Consider the following 18,336-nt stretch of genomic DNA (forward strand, 5'->3'; position numbering starts at 1 on the left):
TCGTATCCCTCTATTTACTTGCGACGACGGACGATCATTTTGTCGGTACGCTTATTACCACGAGTCTTCGCGCCCTTAGTCGGGAAGCCCCATGGCGATACCGGATGACGACCACCAGAGGTACGACCTTCACCACCACCATGTGGGTGGTCAACCGGGTTCATGGCAACACCACGAACGGTTGGGCGAACGCCACGCCAGCGCTTGGCACCAGCTTTACCCAACGAACGCAGGCTGTGCTCGGAGTTCGAGACTTCACCCAGGGTCGCACGGCACTCAGCCAGTACTTTACGCATCTCACCGGAGCGCAGACGCAGGGTAACGTACACACCTTCACGAGCGATCAGCTGAGCCGAGGCGCCAGCGGAACGAGCGATCTGCGCGCCTTTACCTGGCTTCAGTTCGATGCCGTGTACGGTGCTACCCACTGGGATGTTACGCAGTTGCAGAGCGTTGCCCGGCTTGATCGGTGCGAGAGCACCAGAGATCAGCTGGTCGCCAGCGCTCACGCCTTTAGGGGCGATGATGTAGCGACGCTCGCCATCTGCGTACAGCAGCAGGGCGATGTGAGCAGTACGGTTTGGATCGTATTCGATACGCTCGACGGTGGCAGCGATGCCATCCTTGTCGTTGCGACGGAAGTCGACCAGACGATAATGCTGCTTATGACCACCACCAACGTGACGAGTGGTAATACGGCCATTGTTGTTACGACCACCAGACTTCGATTTTTTCTCGAGCAGCGGTGCGTGAGGAGCGCCTTTATGCAGCTCCTGGTTGACCACCTTGACCACAAAACGGCGGCCAGGGGAAGTCGGTTTGCATTTAACGATTGCCATGATGCACCCCTTCCTTACTCAGCACTGCTGCTGAAATCGAGATCTTGGCCTGGCTGAAGGGAGATAACTGCCTTCTTCCAGTCATTGCGCTTGCCCAGACCGCGAGCAGTGCGCTTGCTCTTACCCAGAACATTCAGGGTAGTCACGCGCTCTACTTTCACGCTGAACAGGCTTTCGACGGCCTTCTTGATTTCCAGCTTGGTTGCGTCGGTAGCAACCTTGAAAACGAACTGGCCTTTCTTGTCTGCCAGAACCGTAGCCTTCTCGGAAACGTGCGGGCCAAGCAGAACTTTAAATACGCGTTCCTGGTTCATCCCAGCAGCTCCTCGAATTTCTTCACGGCCGACACGGTGATCAACACCTTGTCGTATGCGATCAGACTGACCGGATCGGAACCCTGCACGTCACGAACATCGACGTGTGGCAGGTTGCGAGCAGCCAGGTACAGGTTCTGATCAACAGCATCGGACACGATCAGGACATCAGTCAGACCCATGCCATTGAGCTTGTTCAGCAGATCTTTGGTTTTCGGTGCTTCGACAGCGAAGTCCTGAACCACGACCAGACGATCAGTACGCACCAGCTCAGCAAGGATGGAACGCATTGCTGCGCGATACATCTTCTTGTTCAGCTTTTGGGAGTGATCCTGAGGACGAGCTGCAAAAGTGGTACCGCCGCCACGCCAGATTGGGCTACGGATAGTACCGGCACGAGCACGGCCAGTACCTTTCTGACGCCATGGGCGCTTGCCGCCACCGGAAACGTCGGAACGGGTCTTTTGCTGCTTGCTACCTTGACGGCCGCCAGCCATGTAGGCCACGACTGCTTGGTGAACCAGCGTCTCGTTGAATTCGCCGCCAAATGTCAGTTCGGAAACTTCGATCGCTTGAGCGTCATTTACATTTAATTGCATGTCAGCTTCCCCTTAACCGCGAGCCTTGGCTGCTGGACGTACAACCACGTTGCCGCCAGTAGCGCCAGGAACAGCGCCCTTGACCAACAACAGATTGCGTTCAGCGTCCACGCGCACTACTTCCAGGGACTGCACGGTCACGCGCTCAGCGCCCATATGACCGGACATTTTCTTGCCCTTGAATACACGACCAGGAGTCTGGCACTGGCCGATAGAGCCTGGGACGCGGTGGGATACGGAGTTACCGTGGGTGTTATCTTGCCCGCGGAAGTTCCAACGCTTGATCGTACCCTGGAAGCCTTTACCCTTGGACTGACCGGTTACATCAACCAGTTGGCCTGCGGCGAAGATTTCGGCCTTGATCAGATCGCCGGCCTGGTACTCGCCTTCTTCAAGGCGGAATTCCATTACGGTACGACCAGCGGCAACGTTCGCCTTGGCGAAGTGGCCAGCCTGAGCTGCTGTTACACGCGAAGCACGACGCTCGCCGACAGTGACTTGCACTGCACGATAGCCATCGGTCTCTTCAGTTTTGAACTGGGTGACGCGATTCGGCTCGATCTCAATGACCGTGACCGGAATGGAGACACCTTCTTCGGTGAAAATACGGGTCATACCGCATTTACGACCGACTACACCAATAGTCATGTTGTAAACCTCATGAGTGTACGGGGCTTTCACCCGCTATGGCCGCCCATTTCAGAGCGTTACACGACCAAGACCGAGTCTTAGCCGAGGCTGATCTGCACTTCCACACCGGCCGCAAGATCGAGCTTCATAAGTGCATCAACGGTTTTATCCGTTGGCTGGACGATGTCCAGAACGCGCTTATGAGTACGGATCTCGTACTGGTCACGCGCGTCTTTGTTGACGTGCGGGGAGACCAGAACGGTGAACCGCTCTTTACGGGTAGGCAGTGGAATTGGACCACGCACTTGAGCACCAGTACGTTTCGCGGTTTCCACGATTTCCTGGGTGGATTGGTCGATCAGGCGATGGTCAAAAGCCTTCAACCTGATACGGATTTGCTGATTTTGCATTGGATTTCAGACTCCGGCTGCTATTCCCACCGGGCGCAATACGCCCGTTAAAAGGAGGCGCAATTCTATAGACGCCCCTGGTAGGTGTCAACTCAATAAAGAAGCCCCCGCTAGGCGGGGGCTTCTTCACTCATCAAGCGGACTCTGATAAGAGTCTTATTCGATGACTTTGGCTACGACGCCAGCGCCGACGGTACGACCGCCTTCACGGATAGCGAAACGCAGACCATCTTCCATCGCGATCGGCTTGATCAGGGTGACAGTCATCTGGATGTTGTCACCTGGCATTACCATTTCAACGCCTTCTGGCAGCTCGCAGTTACCAGTCACGTCAGTTGTACGGAAGTAGAACTGTGGACGGTAGCCTTTGAAGAACGGAGTGTGACGACCGCCTTCTTCCTTGCTCAGAACGTAAACTTCTGCGGTGAACTTGGTGTGAGCCTTGACGGTGCCTGGCTTGACCAGAACCTGACCACGCTCTACGTCGTCACGCTTGGTACCACGCAGCAGCACGCCGCAGTTCTCGCCAGCACGACCTTCGTCCAGCAGCTTGCGGAACATTTCAACGCCGGTGCAGGTAGTTTTCTGAGTGTCGCGCAGGCCGACGATCTCGACTTCTTCCTGGATACGGACGATGCCACGCTCAACACGACCAGTCACAACGGTACCACGACCGGAGATCGAGAATACGTCTTCGATCGGCATCAGGAACGGCTTGTCGATAGCACGCTCTGGCTCTGGGATGTAGCTGTCCAGAGTTTCCACCAGCTTCTTGACAGCAGTGGTGCCCATTTCGTTGTCGTCTTGGCCATTCAGGGCCATCAGCGCGGAACCAACGATGATCGGGGTGTCATCACCTGGGAAGTCGTAAGTGCTCAGCAGGTCGCGCACTTCCATCTCAACCAGTTCCAGCAGCTCAGCGTCGTCAACCATGTCAGCCTTGTTCAGGAAGACAACGATGTACGGAACGCCTACCTGACGGGACAGCAGGATGTGCTCACGGGTTTGCGGCATCGGACCATCAGCGGCCGAGCAAACCAGGATCGCGCCGTCCATCTGTGCAGCACCAGTGATCATGTTTTTTACGTAGTCGGCGTGACCTGGGCAGTCAACGTGTGCGTAGTGACGCACGGCCGAATCGTATTCAACGTGAGCGGTGTTGATGGTGATACCGCGAGCTTTCTCTTCAGGGGCGCTGTCGATCTTGTCGAAATCAACCTTGGCCGAGCCGAAGACTTCGGAGCAGACACGAGTCAGAGCAGCGGTCAGCGTGGTTTTACCGTGGTCAACGTGACCGATGGTGCCAACGTTGACGTGCGGTTTGTTCCGTTCAAATTTTTCTTTAGCCACGACAATTAACTCCTAGCTTAAAGGGGCTGAATCAGCCTTGCTTTTTGGTAACAGTCTCGACGATATGCGACGGAGCTGTGTTGTATTTTTTGAATTCCATAGAGTAGCTTGCGCGACCCTGAGACATGGAACGAACGTCGGTTGCGTAACCGAACATTTCACCCAACGGAACCTCAGCGCGAATCACTTTGCCGGAAACCGTATCTTCCATACCCAGAATCATGCCACGACGACGGTTAAGGTCGCCCATGACATCACCCATGTAGTCTTCAGGCGTAACGACTTCCACCGCCATGATCGGCTCAAGCAACTCACCACCACCCTTCTGGGCCAGCTGCTTGGTTGCCATGGAGGCAGCCACCTTAAACGCCATCTCGTTGGAGTCGACGTCATGGTAAGAACCATCGAACACAGTTGCCTTCAGGCCGATCAGCGGATAGCCGGCGACAACGCCGTTCTTCATCTGCTCTTCGATACCTTTCTGGATCGCCGGGATGTATTCCTTAGGAACCACACCACCTACGACTTCGTTCAGGAATTGCAGACCTTCCTGACCTTCGTCAGCCGGTGCAAAACGGATCCAGCAGTGACCGAACTGGCCACGACCGCCGGACTGGCGAACGAACTTGCCTTCGATTTCACAGCTCTTCGTGATGCGCTCACGATAGGAAACCTGAGGCTTACCGATGTTGGCTTCGACGTTGAACTCACGGCGCATCCGGTCAACCAGGATGTCCAGGTGCAACTCGCCCATGCCGGAGATGATCGTCTGACCAGTCTCTTCATCAGTCTTGACGCGGAAAGACGGGTCTTCCTGAGCAAGCTTGCCCAGAGCGATACCCATTTTTTCCTGGTCGTCCTTGGTCTTAGGCTCAACGGCAACCGAAATAACCGGCTCCGGGAAGTCCATGCGAACCAGGATGATCGGCTTCTCAGCGTTGCACAAAGTTTCACCAGTGGTGACATCCTTCATGCCAATCAAGGCCGCGATGTCGCCAGCGCGTACTTCCTTGATCTCTTCACGGGCGTTTGCGTGCATCTGCACCATACGACCCACGCGCTCTTTCTTGCCTTTTACCGAGTTGATCACGCCGTCGCCGGAGGCCAACACGCCCGAGTAGACTCGAACAAAGGTCAAGGTACCCACGAATGGGTCGGTAGCGATCTTGAACGCCAGAGCCGCGAACGGCTCGTCGTCACTTGCGTGACGCTCCATTTCCTCTTCCTCGTTATCCGGGTTGGAACCCTTGATAGCAGGAATGTCGGTTGGAGCAGGCAGGAAGTCGATAACGGCGTCAAGAACCAGGGGAACGCCCTTGTTCTTGAAGGAAGAACCGCAAACAGCCAGAACGATCTCACCAGCGATAGTACGCTGACGCAGAGCGGCCTTGATTTCCTCGTTGGTGAGCTCTTCGCCTTCGAGATACTTGTTCATCAGCTCTTCGCTGGCTTCGGCCGCAGCCTCAACCATGTTGCTGCGCCATTGCTCGGCTTCTTCCAACAGTTCAGCAGGAATTTCCTTGCGAACAGGGACCATGCCCTTGTCGGAATCGTTCCAGTAGACCGCTTGCATGTTGATCAGATCGATCTGACCCTGGAAGTTGTCTTCGGAACCGATAGCCAGCTGGATCGGCACCGGAGTGTGACCCAAGCGCTGCTTGATCTGACCGATCACACGCAGGAAGTTGGCACCAGCACGGTCCATCTTGTTTACATAAACAAGACGCGGAACACCGTACTTGTTGGCCTGACGCCATACGGTTTCCGACTGGGGCTCAACACCCGAGGTACCACAGAACACAACTACCGCGCCGTCGAGCACACGCAGGGAACGCTCAACCTCAATGGTGAAGTCTACGTGGCCCGGGGTATCGATAACGTTGAAGCGATGCTCGTGCGGGTACTGCTTCTCAGAACCTTTCCAGAAGGCGGTGATAGCAGCAGAAGTAATGGTAATACCACGCTCCTGCTCCTGCACCATCCAGTCTGTGGTCGCGGCGCCATCATGCACCTCGCCCATTTTGTGACTTTTGCCAGTGTAAAAAAGGACGCGCTCGGTGGTGGTGGTCTTACCAGCATCCACGTGAGCAACGATACCGATGTTACGGTAGCGATTAATCGGTGTAGTACGAGCCATAAAGCCCTCGCAAATTGAGTGACGCTAAAATTAGAAGCGGTAGTGCGAGAAAGCCTTGTTGGCTTCAGCCATACGGTGCACGTCTTCACGCTTCTTAACTGCAGCACCTTTACCTTCAGCAGCGTCCAACAGTTCGCCAGCCAAGCGCAGAGCCATGGACTTCTCACCGCGCTTGCGGGCGAAGTCTACCAACCAGCGCATTGCCAGGGCGTTACGACGGGACGGACGAACTTCGACCGGAACCTGGTAAGTAGCACCGCCTACACGGCGCGACTTCACTTCGACCAGCGGAGCGATGGCGTCGAGAGCTTTTTCGAAGATTTCCAGGGGATCGCTGTTCTTGCGTTCCTTAACTTTGTCCAGTGCGCCATAAACAATACGCTCGGCAACGGCTTTCTTGCCGCTTTCCATAACGTGGTTCATGAACTTGGCGAGAATCTGGCTTCCGTATTTCGGATCGTCCAGAATCTCACGTTTGGCTGCTACGCGACGTCTTGGCATTGATAAGCCCTCAAACGGTCTTCAGGTTAGCCCGGGACAGCATGTGCGTGCCCGACCTTACTCTTATCGACTCAATAAAAATGAAAAACTGCAGAACGACCGATTACTTCGGACGCTTGGTACCGTACTTCGAACGACCCTGGTTACGACCTTTGACGCCGGAGGTATCCAAGGAGCCGCGAACGGTGTGATAACGAACACCTGGCAAGTCTTTTACACGACCGCCACGGATCAGAACCACGCTGTGTTCCTGCAGGTTGTGGCCTTCACCGCCGATGTACGAGGAAACCTCGAAACCGTTGGTCAGACGCACACGGCATACCTTACGCAGTGCCGAGTTAGGTTTTTTCGGCGTGGTGGTATACACACGGGTGCATACGCCACGACGTTGCGGGCAGTTCTGCAGCGCAGGCACGTCGGATTTCTCGACGATACGCTTACGCGGCTGACGTACCAGCTGGTTGATAGTTGCCATCTACTAGCTCCACTGTTGTCTTGCGACGCTATTGTCTTACAAGAAAAGCAAAATGGCAGGAACGTATTCCCGCCAAATTTAGGGGATCAAGAGTCTAAAGAGGATCTTGCCCCCAGTCAAGGCAAGGCCCCGACCTCCCCGCCCGCCGAATCTCGACATTTTGTCTCGATCCGCCGAACGGGATGATCAGGGCCAGGCACTCAATTACCGCAGAACTCAGTTACCACTCGAGTTCAACGCTTCGGTCAGTGCAGCTTCCACTTCACTGGCGCTTACGCGCAGTGGCTTGTCTGCATCACGGCGACGCTTACGCTCACTGTGATAGGCCAAACCTGTACCAGCCGGGATCAGACGCCCCACGACCACGTTTTCTTTCAGGCCGCGCAGGTAGTCGCGCTTGCCGGTAACCGCCGCCTCGGTCAGTACTCGAGTGGTTTCCTGGAAGGAAGCCGCCGAGATGAACGATTCGGTGGACAGCGATGCCTTGGTGATACCCAGCAGCACACGAGTGAACTTGGAGACGAACTTGTCTTCGGCCGCCAGACGCTCGTTCTCCACCAGCACGTGAGTCAGTTCCATCTGGTCGCCCTTGATGAAGCTGGAATCGCCGGACTCGGTGATCTCAACTTTACGCAGCATCTGACGCAGGATGGTCTCGATGTGCTTGTCGTTGATCTTCACGCCTTGCAGACGATAAACGTCCTGGATCTCGTTCACGATGTACTTGGCCAGCGCACTCACGCCCAGCAGACGCAGGATGTCGTGAGGATCGCTCGGACCGTCGGAGATAACTTCGCCGCGGTTTACCTGTTCGCCTTCGAAGACGTTCAGGTGACGCCACTTCGGAATCAGCTCTTCGTACGGATCGCTACCGTCGTTCGGAGTAATGACCAGACGGCGCTTGCCCTTGGTCTCCTTACCGAACGCGATGGTGCCGCTGACTTCAGCCAGAATCGAAGCTTCCTTCGGACGACGGGCTTCGAACAGGTCGGCAACACGCGGCAGACCACCGGTGATGTCACGGGTTTTCGAAGTTTCCTGCGGGATACGAGCGATAACGTCACCGATCGCGATCCGCGCGCCGTCCGCAACACCGACCAGGGCGTTGGCGGGCAGGAAGTACTGAGCGATTACGTCAGTACCTGGCAGCAACAGGTCCTTGCCGTTGTCGTCGACCATCTTCACGGCAGGACGGATGTCCTTGCCGGCAGCTGGACGGTCTTTGACATCGAGCACTTCGATGTTGGTCATACCGGTCAATTCGTCGGTCTGACGCTTGATCGTGATGCCCTCTTCCATGCCCACATAGGTCACGGTACCTTTCATCTCGGTGACGATTGGGTGAGTGTGCGGATCCCACTTGGCGACGATGGCGCCAGCGTCGACCTTGTCACCTTCCTTGACCGAAATCACGGCACCGTACGGCAGCTTGTAGCGCTCACGCTCACGACCGAAGTCGTCAGCGATCGCCAGCTCGCCGGAACGCGATACGGCAACCAGATGACCGTCCACTCGCTCGACGTGCTTCAGGTTGTGCAGGCGGACAGTACCGCCATTCTTCACCTGGACACTGTCGGCCGCGGAGGTCCGGCTTGCAGCACCACCGATGTGGAACGTACGCATCGTCAGCTGGGTACCCGGCTCACCGATGGATTGGGCAGCGATAACGCCGACCGCTTCACCGATGTTCACCTGGTGACCACGAGCCAGGTCGCGACCGTAGCACTTGGCGCAGATGCCGTAGCGGGTTTCGCAGCTGATCGGCGAACGCACGATCACTTCGTCGATGCTGTTGAGCTCGATGAATTCGACCCACTTTTCGTCGACCAGAGTGCCGGCAGGAACGATGACGTCCTCGGTACCTGGCTTGAACACATCACGGGCAATTACACGACCCAATACGCGCTCACCCAACGGCTCTACAACATCACCACCTTCAATGTGAGGGGTCATGAGCAGGCCATGCTCGGTGCCGCAATCGATCTCGGTCACGACCAGATCCTGCGCAACGTCTACCAGACGACGAGTCAGGTAACCGGAGTTCGCCGTTTTCAACGCGGTATCCGCAAGACCCTTACGAGCACCGTGAGTGGAGATGAAGTACTGGAGTACGCTCAAACCCTCACGGAAATTCGCGGTGATTGGCGTCTCGATGATGGAGCCGTCCGGCTTGGCCATCAGACCACGCATACCGGCGAGCTGACGAATCTGCGCAGCAGAACCCCGCGCGCCCGAGTCGGCCATCATGTACATCGAGTTGAAAGATTCCTGCTCGACTTCGTCGCCATGCCGATCGATGACTTTCTCTTTCGAGAGGTTGGCCATCATCGCCTTGGATACTTCATCGTTGGCCTTGGACCACAGGTCGATCACCTTGTTGTACTTCTCGCCCTGGGTTACCAGGCCGGAGGCGTACTGACTTTCGATCTCTTTCACTTCTTCGGTAGCGGTACCGATGATGCGGGCCTTTTCATCCGGGATAACGAAGTCGTTAACACCGATGGAGACACCGGAAATGGTCGAATAGGCGAAACCGGTATACATCAGCTGGTCAGCGAAGATCACGGTCTCTTTCAGACCAACCACGCGATAGCACTGGTTGATCAGCTTGGAGATCGCCTTTTTCTTCATCGGCAGGTTGACGACGTCGAAGGACAGACCTTTCGGCACAACCTGGAACAACAGCGCACGGCCGACAGTAGTGTCGACGATACGAGTGTTGGTCACGCTGTTGCCATCGCGATCGTTCACGGTTTCGTTGATGCGAACCTTGACCTTGGCGTGCAGCGCGGCTTCGCCAGCACGGAACACGCGGTCAACTTCCTGCAGGTCCGCGAACACACGACCTTCGCCCTTGGCGTTGATCGCTTCACGAGTCATGTAATAGAGACCCAATACAACGTCCTGCGAAGGAACGATGATTGGCTCACCGTTGGCGGGCGACAGGATGTTGTTGGTCGACATCATCAGCGCACGCGCTTCGAGCTGGGCTTCCAGCGTCAGCGGTACGTGAACGGCCATCTGGTCGCCGTCGAAGTCGGCGTTGTACGCAGCACAGACCAGCGGGTGCAGCTGAATAGCCTTACCTTCGATCAGTACTGGTTCGAACGCTTGGATACCCAGGCGGTGAAGGGTCGGCGCACGGTTGAGCAGCACGGGGTGTTCGCGAATCACTTCGGCGAGAACATCCCAGACCTCTGGCAACTCGCGCTCGACCATCTTCTTGGCCGCTTTGATGGTGGTAGCGAGGCCACGCATCTCCAGCTTGCCGAAAATGAACGGCTTGAACAGCTCCAGAGCCATTTTCTTAGGCAGGCCGCACTGATGCAGGCGCAGGGTCGGACCAACGGTAATAACCGAACGACCGGAGTAGTCAACGCGCTTACCGAGCAAGTTCTGACGGAAACGACCCTGCTTACCCTTGATCATGTCAGCCAGGGATTTCAGAGGACGCTTGTTGGAACCGGTGATAGCGCGGCCGCGACGACCGTTGTCGAGCAACGCGTCGACCGCTTCCTGCAACATACGCTTTTCGTTGCGCACGATGATGTCCGGGGCGGACAGGTCAAGCAGGCGCTTCAAACGGTTGTTACGGTTGATCACTCGACGATACAGGTCGTTGAGGTCGGAAGTCGCGAAACGACCGCCATCGAGCGGAACCAGAGGACGCAGATCTGGCGGCAGCACCGGCAGAACGGTCAGCACCATCCACTCTGGCAGGTTGCCGGAACCCTGGAAAGCTTCCATCAACTTCAGACGCTTGGACAGCTTCTTGATCTTGGTTTCGGAGTTGGTTTGCGGAATCTCTTCACGCAGGCGACCAATCTCGTGCTCCAGGTCGATAGCGTGCAGCAGTTCACGGACAGCTTCGGCACCCATGCGGGCATCGAAGTCATCACCGAACTCTTCCAACGCTTCGAAGTACTGCTCGTCGTTGAGCAGCTGACCTTTTTCAAGGGTGGTCATGCCTGGATCGATAACGACATAGCTCTCGAAATAGAGAACACGCTCGATATCACGCAGGGTCATGTCCATCAGCAGGCCGATACGGGACGGCAGTGACTTCAGGAACCAGATATGGGCAACCGGCGACGCCAGCTCGATGTGCGCCATGCGCTCACGACGAACTTTTGCCAGCGCAACTTCAACGCCGCACTTCTCGCAGATCACGCCACGATGCTTCAAGCGCTTGTACTTACCGCACAGGCACTCGTAGTCCTTTACCGGGCCAAAGATCTTGGCGCAGAACAGGCCGTCACGCTCAGGCTTGAACGTACGGTAGTTGATGGTTTCCGGTTTTTTTACTTCACCGAACGACCACGAACGGATCATCTCAGGCGAGGCCAATCCGATACGGATGGCGTCGAACTCTTCGACTTGACCCTGGTTTTTCAGCAAATTCAGTAGGTCTTTCAAGGCCTTTCCTCCTGGCGGAGCAGAGAGCGGGCTAAACAGCCCCGCTCTCGATTCGCGTCACGTGTTATTCGGTTTCCAGATCGATATCGATGCCGAGGGAACGAATTTCCTTGATCAACACGTTGAAAGACTCGGGCATGCCCGGCTCCATACGGTGATCGCCGTCCACGATGTTCTTGTACATCTTGGTCCGGCCGTTCACATCGTCCGACTTCACTGTGAGCATTTCTTGCAGAGTGTATGCAGCACCGTACGCTTCCAGTGCCCAGACCTCCATCTCCCCGAAACGCTGACCACCGAACTGCGCCTTACCACCCAGCGGTTGCTGGGTAACCAGGCTGTAAGAACCGGTAGAACGAGCGTGCATCTTGTCGTCCACCAAGTGGTTCAGCTTCAGCATGTACATGTAGCCAACGGTAACCGGGCGCTCGAACTTGTTGCCGGTACGACCATCGAACAGCTGCATCTGGCCGCTTTCTGGCAGGTCAGCCAGTTTCAGCATGGCCTTGATTTCAACTTCCTTGGCACCGTCGAATACCGGAGTGGCCATTGGAACGCCGCCCTTGAGGTTCTTCGCCAGATCCAGGATCTCCTGGTCGGAGAAGCTATCAAGATCTTCGTTACGACCGCCGATCTCGTTGTAGATCTCGTGCAGGAACTTGCGCAGGTCAGCGACCTTGCGCTGCTCTTCGAGCATGCGGTTGATCTTCTCGCCCAACCCTTTGGCCGCGAGACCCAGGTGAGTTTCAAGGATCTGACCGACGTTCATACGCGAAGGTACGCCCAGCGGGTTGAGGACCACGTCGACAGGGGTGCCGTTGGCATCGTGCGGCATGTCTTCAACCGGCATGATCACGGAGACCACACCCTTGTTACCGTGACGACCGGCCATCTTGTCGCCCGGCTGGATGCGACGACGGATTGCCAGGTAAACCTTGACGATTTTCAACACGCCTGGAGCCAGGTCATCGCCCTGCTGCAGCTTGCGCTTCTTGTCTTCGAACTTGTCATCCAGCAGACGGCGACGATCAACGATATAGGCCTGGGCCTTTTCGAGTTGTTCGTTCAGCGCGTCTTCGGCCATGCGCAGTTTGAACCACTGGCCATGCTCGAGACCGTCGAGAACTTCGTCGGTGATTTCCTGACCTTTCTTCAGGCCAGCGCCACCTTCAGCCTTGTGGCCGACCAGGGCGGAGCGCAGACGTTCGAAAGTTGCACCTTCAACGATACGGAACTCTTCGTTCAGGTCCTTGCGGATCTCGTCGAGCTGGGTCTTCTCGATGGACAAGGCACGAGCATCACGCTCAACGCCGTCGCGAGTGAAGACCTGCACGTCAATGACGGTGCCCTTGGTGCCGGTTGGCACGCGCAGGGAGGTGTCCTTAACGTCGCTGGCTTTCTCACCGAAAATGGCGCGCAGCAGTTTTTCTTCCGGAGTCAGCTGGGTTTCGCCTTTCGGAGTCACCTTACCAACCAGGATGTCGCCAGCGCCTACTTCAGCACCCACATAAACGATACCGGCTTCGTCCAGCTTGTTCAGCGCAGCTTCACCCACGTTCGGGATGTCCGCGGTGATTTCTTCCGGGCCAAGCTTGGTATCACGAGCCACACAGGTCAGTTCCTGAATGTGGATCGTGGTGAAGCGGTCTTCCTGCACTACACGTTCGGACAGGCAGATGGAGTCTTCGAAGTTGAAGCCGTTCCACGCCATGAACGCGATGCGCATGTTCTGGCCCAGTGCCAATTCACCCATGTCGGTGGACGGACCGTCGGCCATGATGTCGCTGCGCTGAACCCGATCACCCTTGCTCACCAGCGGACGCTGGTTGATGCAGGTGTTCTGGTTGGAGCGGGTGTACTTGGTCAGGTTGTAGATGTCGACACCGGCTTCGCCTGGTTCGACTTCATCATCCGCAACACGAACCACGATACGGCTGGCATCGACGGAGTCGATCACACCACCACGACGAGCAACGACACAAACGCCGGAGTCACGGGCAACGTTACGCTCCATGCCGGTACCTACCAGCGGCTTGTCGGCACGCAGGGTTGGTACAGCCTGACGCTGCATGTTCGAGCCCATCAATGCACGGTTGGCGTCGTCGTGTTCCAGGAATGGAATCAAAGAGGCCGCAACCGAAACCACCTGCTTGGGCGAAACGTCCATCAAGGTGACATCTTCCGGCGCCTTGACGGTGAACTCGTTCAGGTGACGGACGGCCACCAACTCGTCGGTCAGCTGACCTTTTTCGTTCATGGTCGCCGAAGCCTGGGCGATCACGTGATCGGCCTCTTCGATGGCGGACAGGAACACGATCTCGTCGGTTACCAGACCTTCTTTCACCACGCGGTACGGGCTTTCCAGGAAGCCGTACTGGTTGGTGCGGGCATAGGCAGCCAAGGAGTTGATCAGACCGATGTTCGGACCTTCCGGCGTTTCGATCGGGCATACACGACCGTAGTGGGTCGGGTGTACGTCACGAACTTCGAAGCCCGCACGCTCACGAGTCAGACCACCTGGGCCGAGCGCGGAAACACGACGCTTGTGAGTGATCTCGGACAGCGGGTTGTTCTGGTCCATGAACTGGGACAGCTGGCTCGAGCCGAAGAACTCTTTCACCGCGGCCGCTACCGGCTTGGCGTTGATCAAGTCCTGAGGCATCAAGCCTTCGCTTTCAGCCATCGACAGGCGTTCCTTGACCGCGCGCTCTACACGCACCAGGCCTACGCGGAACTGGTTCTCGGCCATTTCGCCTACGCAGCGAACACGGCGGTTACCCAGGTGGTCGATGTCGTCGACAATGCCCTTGCCGTTACGGATGTCGACCAAGGTCTTGAGCACCGCAACGATGTCGTCCTTGTTCAGAACGCCCGAACCTTCGATTTCGGTGCGACCGATACGACGGTTGAACTTCATCCGGCCGACCGCAGACAGGTCATAGCGCTCAGGACTGAAGAACAGGTTGTTGAACAGGGTCTCGGCGGCATCCTTGGTTGGCGGCTCGCCAGGACGCATCATGCGGTAGATCTCGACCAGAGCCTCCAGTTGGTTACCGGTGGAGTCGATCTTCAACGTATCGGAAATGAACGGACCGCAATCGATATCGTTGGTGTACAGCGTCTCGATGCGAACGACCTGAGCCTTGACGATCTTCGCCAGGATTTCGGTGCTCAGCTCGGTATTGCACTCTGCCAGGATCTCGCCGGTGGCCGGGTGAACGATGGCCTTGGCCGTGGTGCGCCCAAGGACGTAGTCCATAGGCACCTGCAGCTCTTTGATTCCGGCCTTTTCCAGCTGGTTGATATGACGAGCGGTAATACGACGACCTTGCTCGACAATGACCTTGCCTTTGTCATCCTGGATATCCAGGACCGCGATTTCACCGCGCAGGCGCTGAGGCACCAGCTCCAGGCTGAGGTTTTCGCCCTGCACGTGGAAGACGTTGGTGGTGTAGAACGCGTCGAGGACTTCCTCGGTGGTATAACCGAGGGCCCGCAGCAATACCGATGCAGGCAGCTTGCGACGACGGTCGATACGCACGAATACACAGTCTTTCGGGTCGAACTCGAAGTCCAGCCAGGAGCCGCGGTAAGGAATGATACGTGCAGAGTAAAGCAGCTTGCCGGAGCTGTGCGTCTTGCCGCGGTCGTGATCGAAGAACACGCCTGGAGAACGGTGCAGCTGGGAAACGATTACACGCTCGGTACCGTTGATAACGAAGGTACCGTTTTCAGTCATCAGGGGGATTTCACCCATGTAGACTTCTTGCTCTTTGATGTCCTTGATCGCTTTGTTCGACGACTCTTTGTCGAAAATGATCAGGCGCACTTTTACCCGCAAAGGTACGGCGTAAGTCACACCGCGCAATACGCATTCTTTGACATCAAATGCCGGTTCGCCCAGGCGATAACCGACATACTCCAGCGCAGCATTGCCGGAGTAGCTGATGATCGGGAAAACGGATTTGAAGGCCGCATGCAGGCCCACGTCGCGGAACTGATCTTTAGTCGCTCCCGCTTGCAAGAATTCACGATACGAATCCAGCTGGATGGCCAGGAGGTACGGCACATCCATGACGTCCGGCAACTTGCTAAAGTCCTTGCGGATACGTTTTTTCTCAGTATATGAGTAAGCCATCAGCGTTCCCCAGCTTGGTCACCTGCTTGTTTGGCCCCTCCCGACGGGAGCAGCCAGAAAATCGTGCAAACCCCATGGTTTGCGCCACCGCCTCGGGTGGTTACAGCTCGTTATCAGCACCGACCCAGTCGGCTGCCAATAACGGAAAAAGGCCGGTGGCAAAAGCCACCAGCCATCAGCCTTTCGCTCGACGCTCGGGCTGGAGACGCAAGGTCGAAATTACTTGATTTCGACGGTAGCGCCTGCTTCTTCCAGCTTCTTCTTCGCGTCTTCAGCAGCTTCTTTGCTAACGCCTTCAGCGATAACCTGAGGAGCGGTGTCAACCTTCTCCTTGGCTTCTTTCAGACCCAGACCGGTCAGTTCGCGAACAGCCTTGATCACGTTTACTTTCTTGTCGCCAGCGGCAGCCAGAACAACGTTGAACTCGGTTTGTTCTTCAACAACAGCAGCTGGACCAGCAGCAGCAACGGTAGCAGCAGCAGCGGTAACGCCGAACTTCTCTTCCATTGCCTTGATCAGCTCAACGATTTCCATTACGGATTTTTCGCCGATTGCTTCGATGATTTGTTCGTTAGTCAGAGACATGACTCAATTCCTGAATTGGGGGATAGCCGGCACGGCCATCGAAATAAACAAAAATACGCGAGAAAGGAAACGCTCAGCCTCAGGCTGCAGCAGCTTCTTTCTGATCGCGAATTGCCGCCAGAGTACGAGCCAACTTGCTGGTAGCGCCCTGAATCACGCTCATCAGCTGAGAAATTGCTTCGTCACGGGTCGGCAGAGTTGCCAGCACGTCGATTTGGTTTGCTGCGAGGAACTTGCCCTCGAACGCAGCTGCCTTGATCTCGAACTTGTCCTGACCCTTGGCGAACTCTTTGAAGATACGAGCAGCAGCGCCCGGATGTTCCTTCGAGAATGCGATCAGGGTCGGGCCGACGAACGCGTCGTTGAGCACGTCATATTGAGTGCCTTCAACAGCGCGCTTGAGCAGGGTGTTACGTACTACACGTACGTAAACGCCAGCTTCGCGGGCCTCTTTACGGAGTCCGGTCATAGCGCCTACTGTTACGCCACGGGCATCAGCCACGACAGCGGACAGAGCGACTTTGGCAGCCTCGTTGACTTCAGCGACGATGGCCTTCTTGTCTTCGAGTTTAATTGCCACGGGTTTAACTCCTGCTTGTTACCGTTTCATCCGGTCGAAACCGAATGTCGTTTTGGTGTCTGATTCGGTAAGGAACCGGGAGCACCATCTGCGTAGGCTTGTGGTTTAAGACTTGCGTCGCCTACGGTCTTGGATAGCCCCCGCCAGGCAGGGACCCCAATTTTTCAATTGGCGCAATCGCTTGCGCCAATTCGAGTCTTACGCGTCGAGCGAGCTCTGGTCGATGACCAGACCTGGGCCCATAGTGGTGCTCAGGGTAACGCGCTTGACGTAGATACCTTTCGAGGAGGCCGGCTTGATACGCTTCAGGTCAGCGATCAGGGCTTCAACGTTTTCCTTCAGCTTGACGGCATCGAAGCCGATCTTGCCAACGGAGGTGTGGATAATGCCGTTCTTGTCGGTGCGATAACGAACCTGACCAGCCTTGGCGTTTTTAACCGCGGTAGCTACGTCTGGCGTAACGGTGCCGACCTTAGGGTTAGGCATCAGGCCACGAGGACCGAGAATCTGGCCCAGTTGACCTACAACGCGCATGGCATCCGGGGATGCGATGACAACGTCATAGTTCAGCTCGCCAGCTTTCATTTCGGCAGCCAGATCGTCCATGCCTACACGATCTGCACCGGCAGCCAGAGCAGCTTCGGCTGCTGGGCCCTGGGTGAAGACAGCGACGCGAACGGTCTTACCAGTGCCATGTGGCAACACGGTAGCGCTACGAACAACCTGGTCGGATTTACGTGGATCAACACCCAGGTTAACAGCAACGTCGAACGACTCGCTGAACTTGACAGTCGACAGCTCAGCCAGCAGTGCGGCGGCATCTACAAAGTTGTAGGCCTTGCCTGCTTCGATCTTGCTGGCGATAGCCTTTTGACGCTTGGTCAGCTTAGCCATTACACACCCTCCACGTTAAGGCCCATGCTACGAGCAGAACCGGCGATAGTACGCACGGCTGCATCCATATCAGCTGCAGTCAGATCCGCGTTTTTGGTTTTCGCGATCTCTTCCAGCTGAGCACGGGTAACAGTGCCAACCTTAACGGTGTTCGGACGAGCGGAACCGCTGGTCAAACCTGCAGCCTTCTTCAGCAGTACCGAAGCAGGTGTGCTTTTTGTTTCAAAAGTGAAGCTACGGTCGCTGTATACAGTGATGATCACTGGAGTCGGCAGACCCGGCTCAAGACCCTGAGTACGGGCGTTGAAGGCCTTGCAGAATTCCATGATGTTGACACCGTGTTGGCCCAGGGCAGGACCAACGGGTGGGCTTGGGTTAGCCTGAGCGGCCTTCACTTGCAGCTTGATGTAAGCGGTAATCTTCTTGGCCATGAGGCACTCCAATTACGGGTTCAAACGCCTCGAAAGG

15 protein-coding genes are annotated in these 18,336 nt (G+C 56.3%); all 15 read right to left on the minus strand.

The window, feature by feature from the left end:
- Window positions 1–14: 14 nt before the first annotated feature.
- Window positions 15–839: a 50S ribosomal protein L2 gene (gene rplB / locus AC1M7R_RS08270; protein WP_053151953.1), complete on the minus strand. Its 825-nt coding sequence runs from the start codon at window positions 837–839 to the stop codon at window positions 15–17.
- A gap of 14 nt (window positions 840–853) precedes the next feature.
- The gene (gene rplW, locus AC1M7R_RS08275; protein WP_002555488.1) at window positions 854–1,153 is read right to left on the minus strand and encodes a 50S ribosomal protein L23; all 300 of its coding nucleotides are present in this window, start codon (window positions 1,151–1,153) and stop codon (window positions 854–856) included.
- The gene (rplD, locus tag AC1M7R_RS08280) at window positions 1,150–1,752 is read right to left on the minus strand and encodes a 50S ribosomal protein L4 (RefSeq protein ID WP_003186057.1); all 603 of its coding nucleotides are present in this window, start codon (window positions 1,750–1,752) and stop codon (window positions 1,150–1,152) included. The genes rplW and rplD overlap by 4 nt, the downstream gene beginning before the upstream one ends.
- A gap of 12 nt (window positions 1,753–1,764) precedes the next feature.
- Window positions 1,765–2,400: a 50S ribosomal protein L3 gene (rplC, locus tag AC1M7R_RS08285; protein WP_053151955.1), complete on the minus strand. Its 636-nt coding sequence runs from the start codon at window positions 2,398–2,400 to the stop codon at window positions 1,765–1,767.
- Window positions 2,401–2,480: 80 nt separating this feature from the next.
- On the minus strand, window positions 2,481–2,792 hold the full coding sequence (rpsJ, locus tag AC1M7R_RS08290) for a 30S ribosomal protein S10 (RefSeq protein WP_003186070.1): 312 nt from the start codon (window positions 2,790–2,792) through the stop codon (window positions 2,481–2,483).
- Window positions 2,793–2,948: 156 nt separating this feature from the next.
- Window positions 2,949–4,142, minus strand: a complete 1,194-nt coding sequence (tuf, locus tag AC1M7R_RS08295; protein ID WP_076406111.1) for an elongation factor Tu — start codon at window positions 4,140–4,142, stop codon at window positions 2,949–2,951.
- A 31-nt stretch (window positions 4,143–4,173) separates the two neighbouring features.
- Window positions 4,174–6,279, minus strand: a complete 2,106-nt coding sequence (fusA, locus tag AC1M7R_RS08300) for an elongation factor G (RefSeq protein ID WP_072399291.1) — start codon at window positions 6,277–6,279, stop codon at window positions 4,174–4,176.
- Window positions 6,280–6,309: 30 nt separating this feature from the next.
- Window positions 6,310–6,780, minus strand: coding sequence for a 30S ribosomal protein S7 (gene rpsG / locus AC1M7R_RS08305; RefSeq protein ID WP_003186074.1), 471 nt, complete (start codon window positions 6,778–6,780; stop codon window positions 6,310–6,312).
- Window positions 6,781–6,883: 103 nt separating this feature from the next.
- Window positions 6,884–7,255: a 30S ribosomal protein S12 gene (rpsL, locus tag AC1M7R_RS08310; RefSeq protein WP_003186084.1), complete on the minus strand. Its 372-nt coding sequence runs from the start codon at window positions 7,253–7,255 to the stop codon at window positions 6,884–6,886.
- A 216-nt stretch (window positions 7,256–7,471) separates the two neighbouring features.
- On the minus strand, window positions 7,472–11,671 hold the full coding sequence (gene rpoC, locus AC1M7R_RS08315) for a DNA-directed RNA polymerase subunit beta' (protein WP_072399289.1): 4,200 nt from the start codon (window positions 11,669–11,671) through the stop codon (window positions 7,472–7,474).
- Window positions 11,672–11,735: 64 nt separating this feature from the next.
- Window positions 11,736–15,809, minus strand: coding sequence for a DNA-directed RNA polymerase subunit beta (gene rpoB / locus AC1M7R_RS08320; protein WP_072399286.1), 4,074 nt, complete (start codon window positions 15,807–15,809; stop codon window positions 11,736–11,738).
- A gap of 219 nt (window positions 15,810–16,028) precedes the next feature.
- Window positions 16,029–16,394 carry a 50S ribosomal protein L7/L12 gene (rplL, locus tag AC1M7R_RS08325; RefSeq protein WP_072399285.1) on the minus strand — a complete coding sequence of 122 codons (366 nt, stop codon included), beginning with the start codon at window positions 16,392–16,394 and terminating at the stop codon, window positions 16,029–16,031.
- A 79-nt stretch (window positions 16,395–16,473) separates the two neighbouring features.
- Window positions 16,474–16,974, minus strand: coding sequence for a 50S ribosomal protein L10 (gene rplJ / locus AC1M7R_RS08330; RefSeq protein ID WP_024776458.1), 501 nt, complete (start codon window positions 16,972–16,974; stop codon window positions 16,474–16,476).
- A 198-nt stretch (window positions 16,975–17,172) separates the two neighbouring features.
- Window positions 17,173–17,868 carry a 50S ribosomal protein L1 gene (rplA, locus tag AC1M7R_RS08335; protein WP_072399283.1) on the minus strand — a complete coding sequence of 232 codons (696 nt, stop codon included), beginning with the start codon at window positions 17,866–17,868 and terminating at the stop codon, window positions 17,173–17,175.
- The gene (gene rplK / locus AC1M7R_RS08340) at window positions 17,868–18,299 is read right to left on the minus strand and encodes a 50S ribosomal protein L11 (protein WP_003176435.1); all 432 of its coding nucleotides are present in this window, start codon (window positions 18,297–18,299) and stop codon (window positions 17,868–17,870) included. The genes rplA and rplK overlap by 1 nt, the downstream gene beginning before the upstream one ends.
- Window positions 18,300–18,336: the final 37 nt, after the last annotated feature.

The sequence above is a fragment of the Pseudomonas sp. MS01C9 genome (assembly GCF_058202755.1).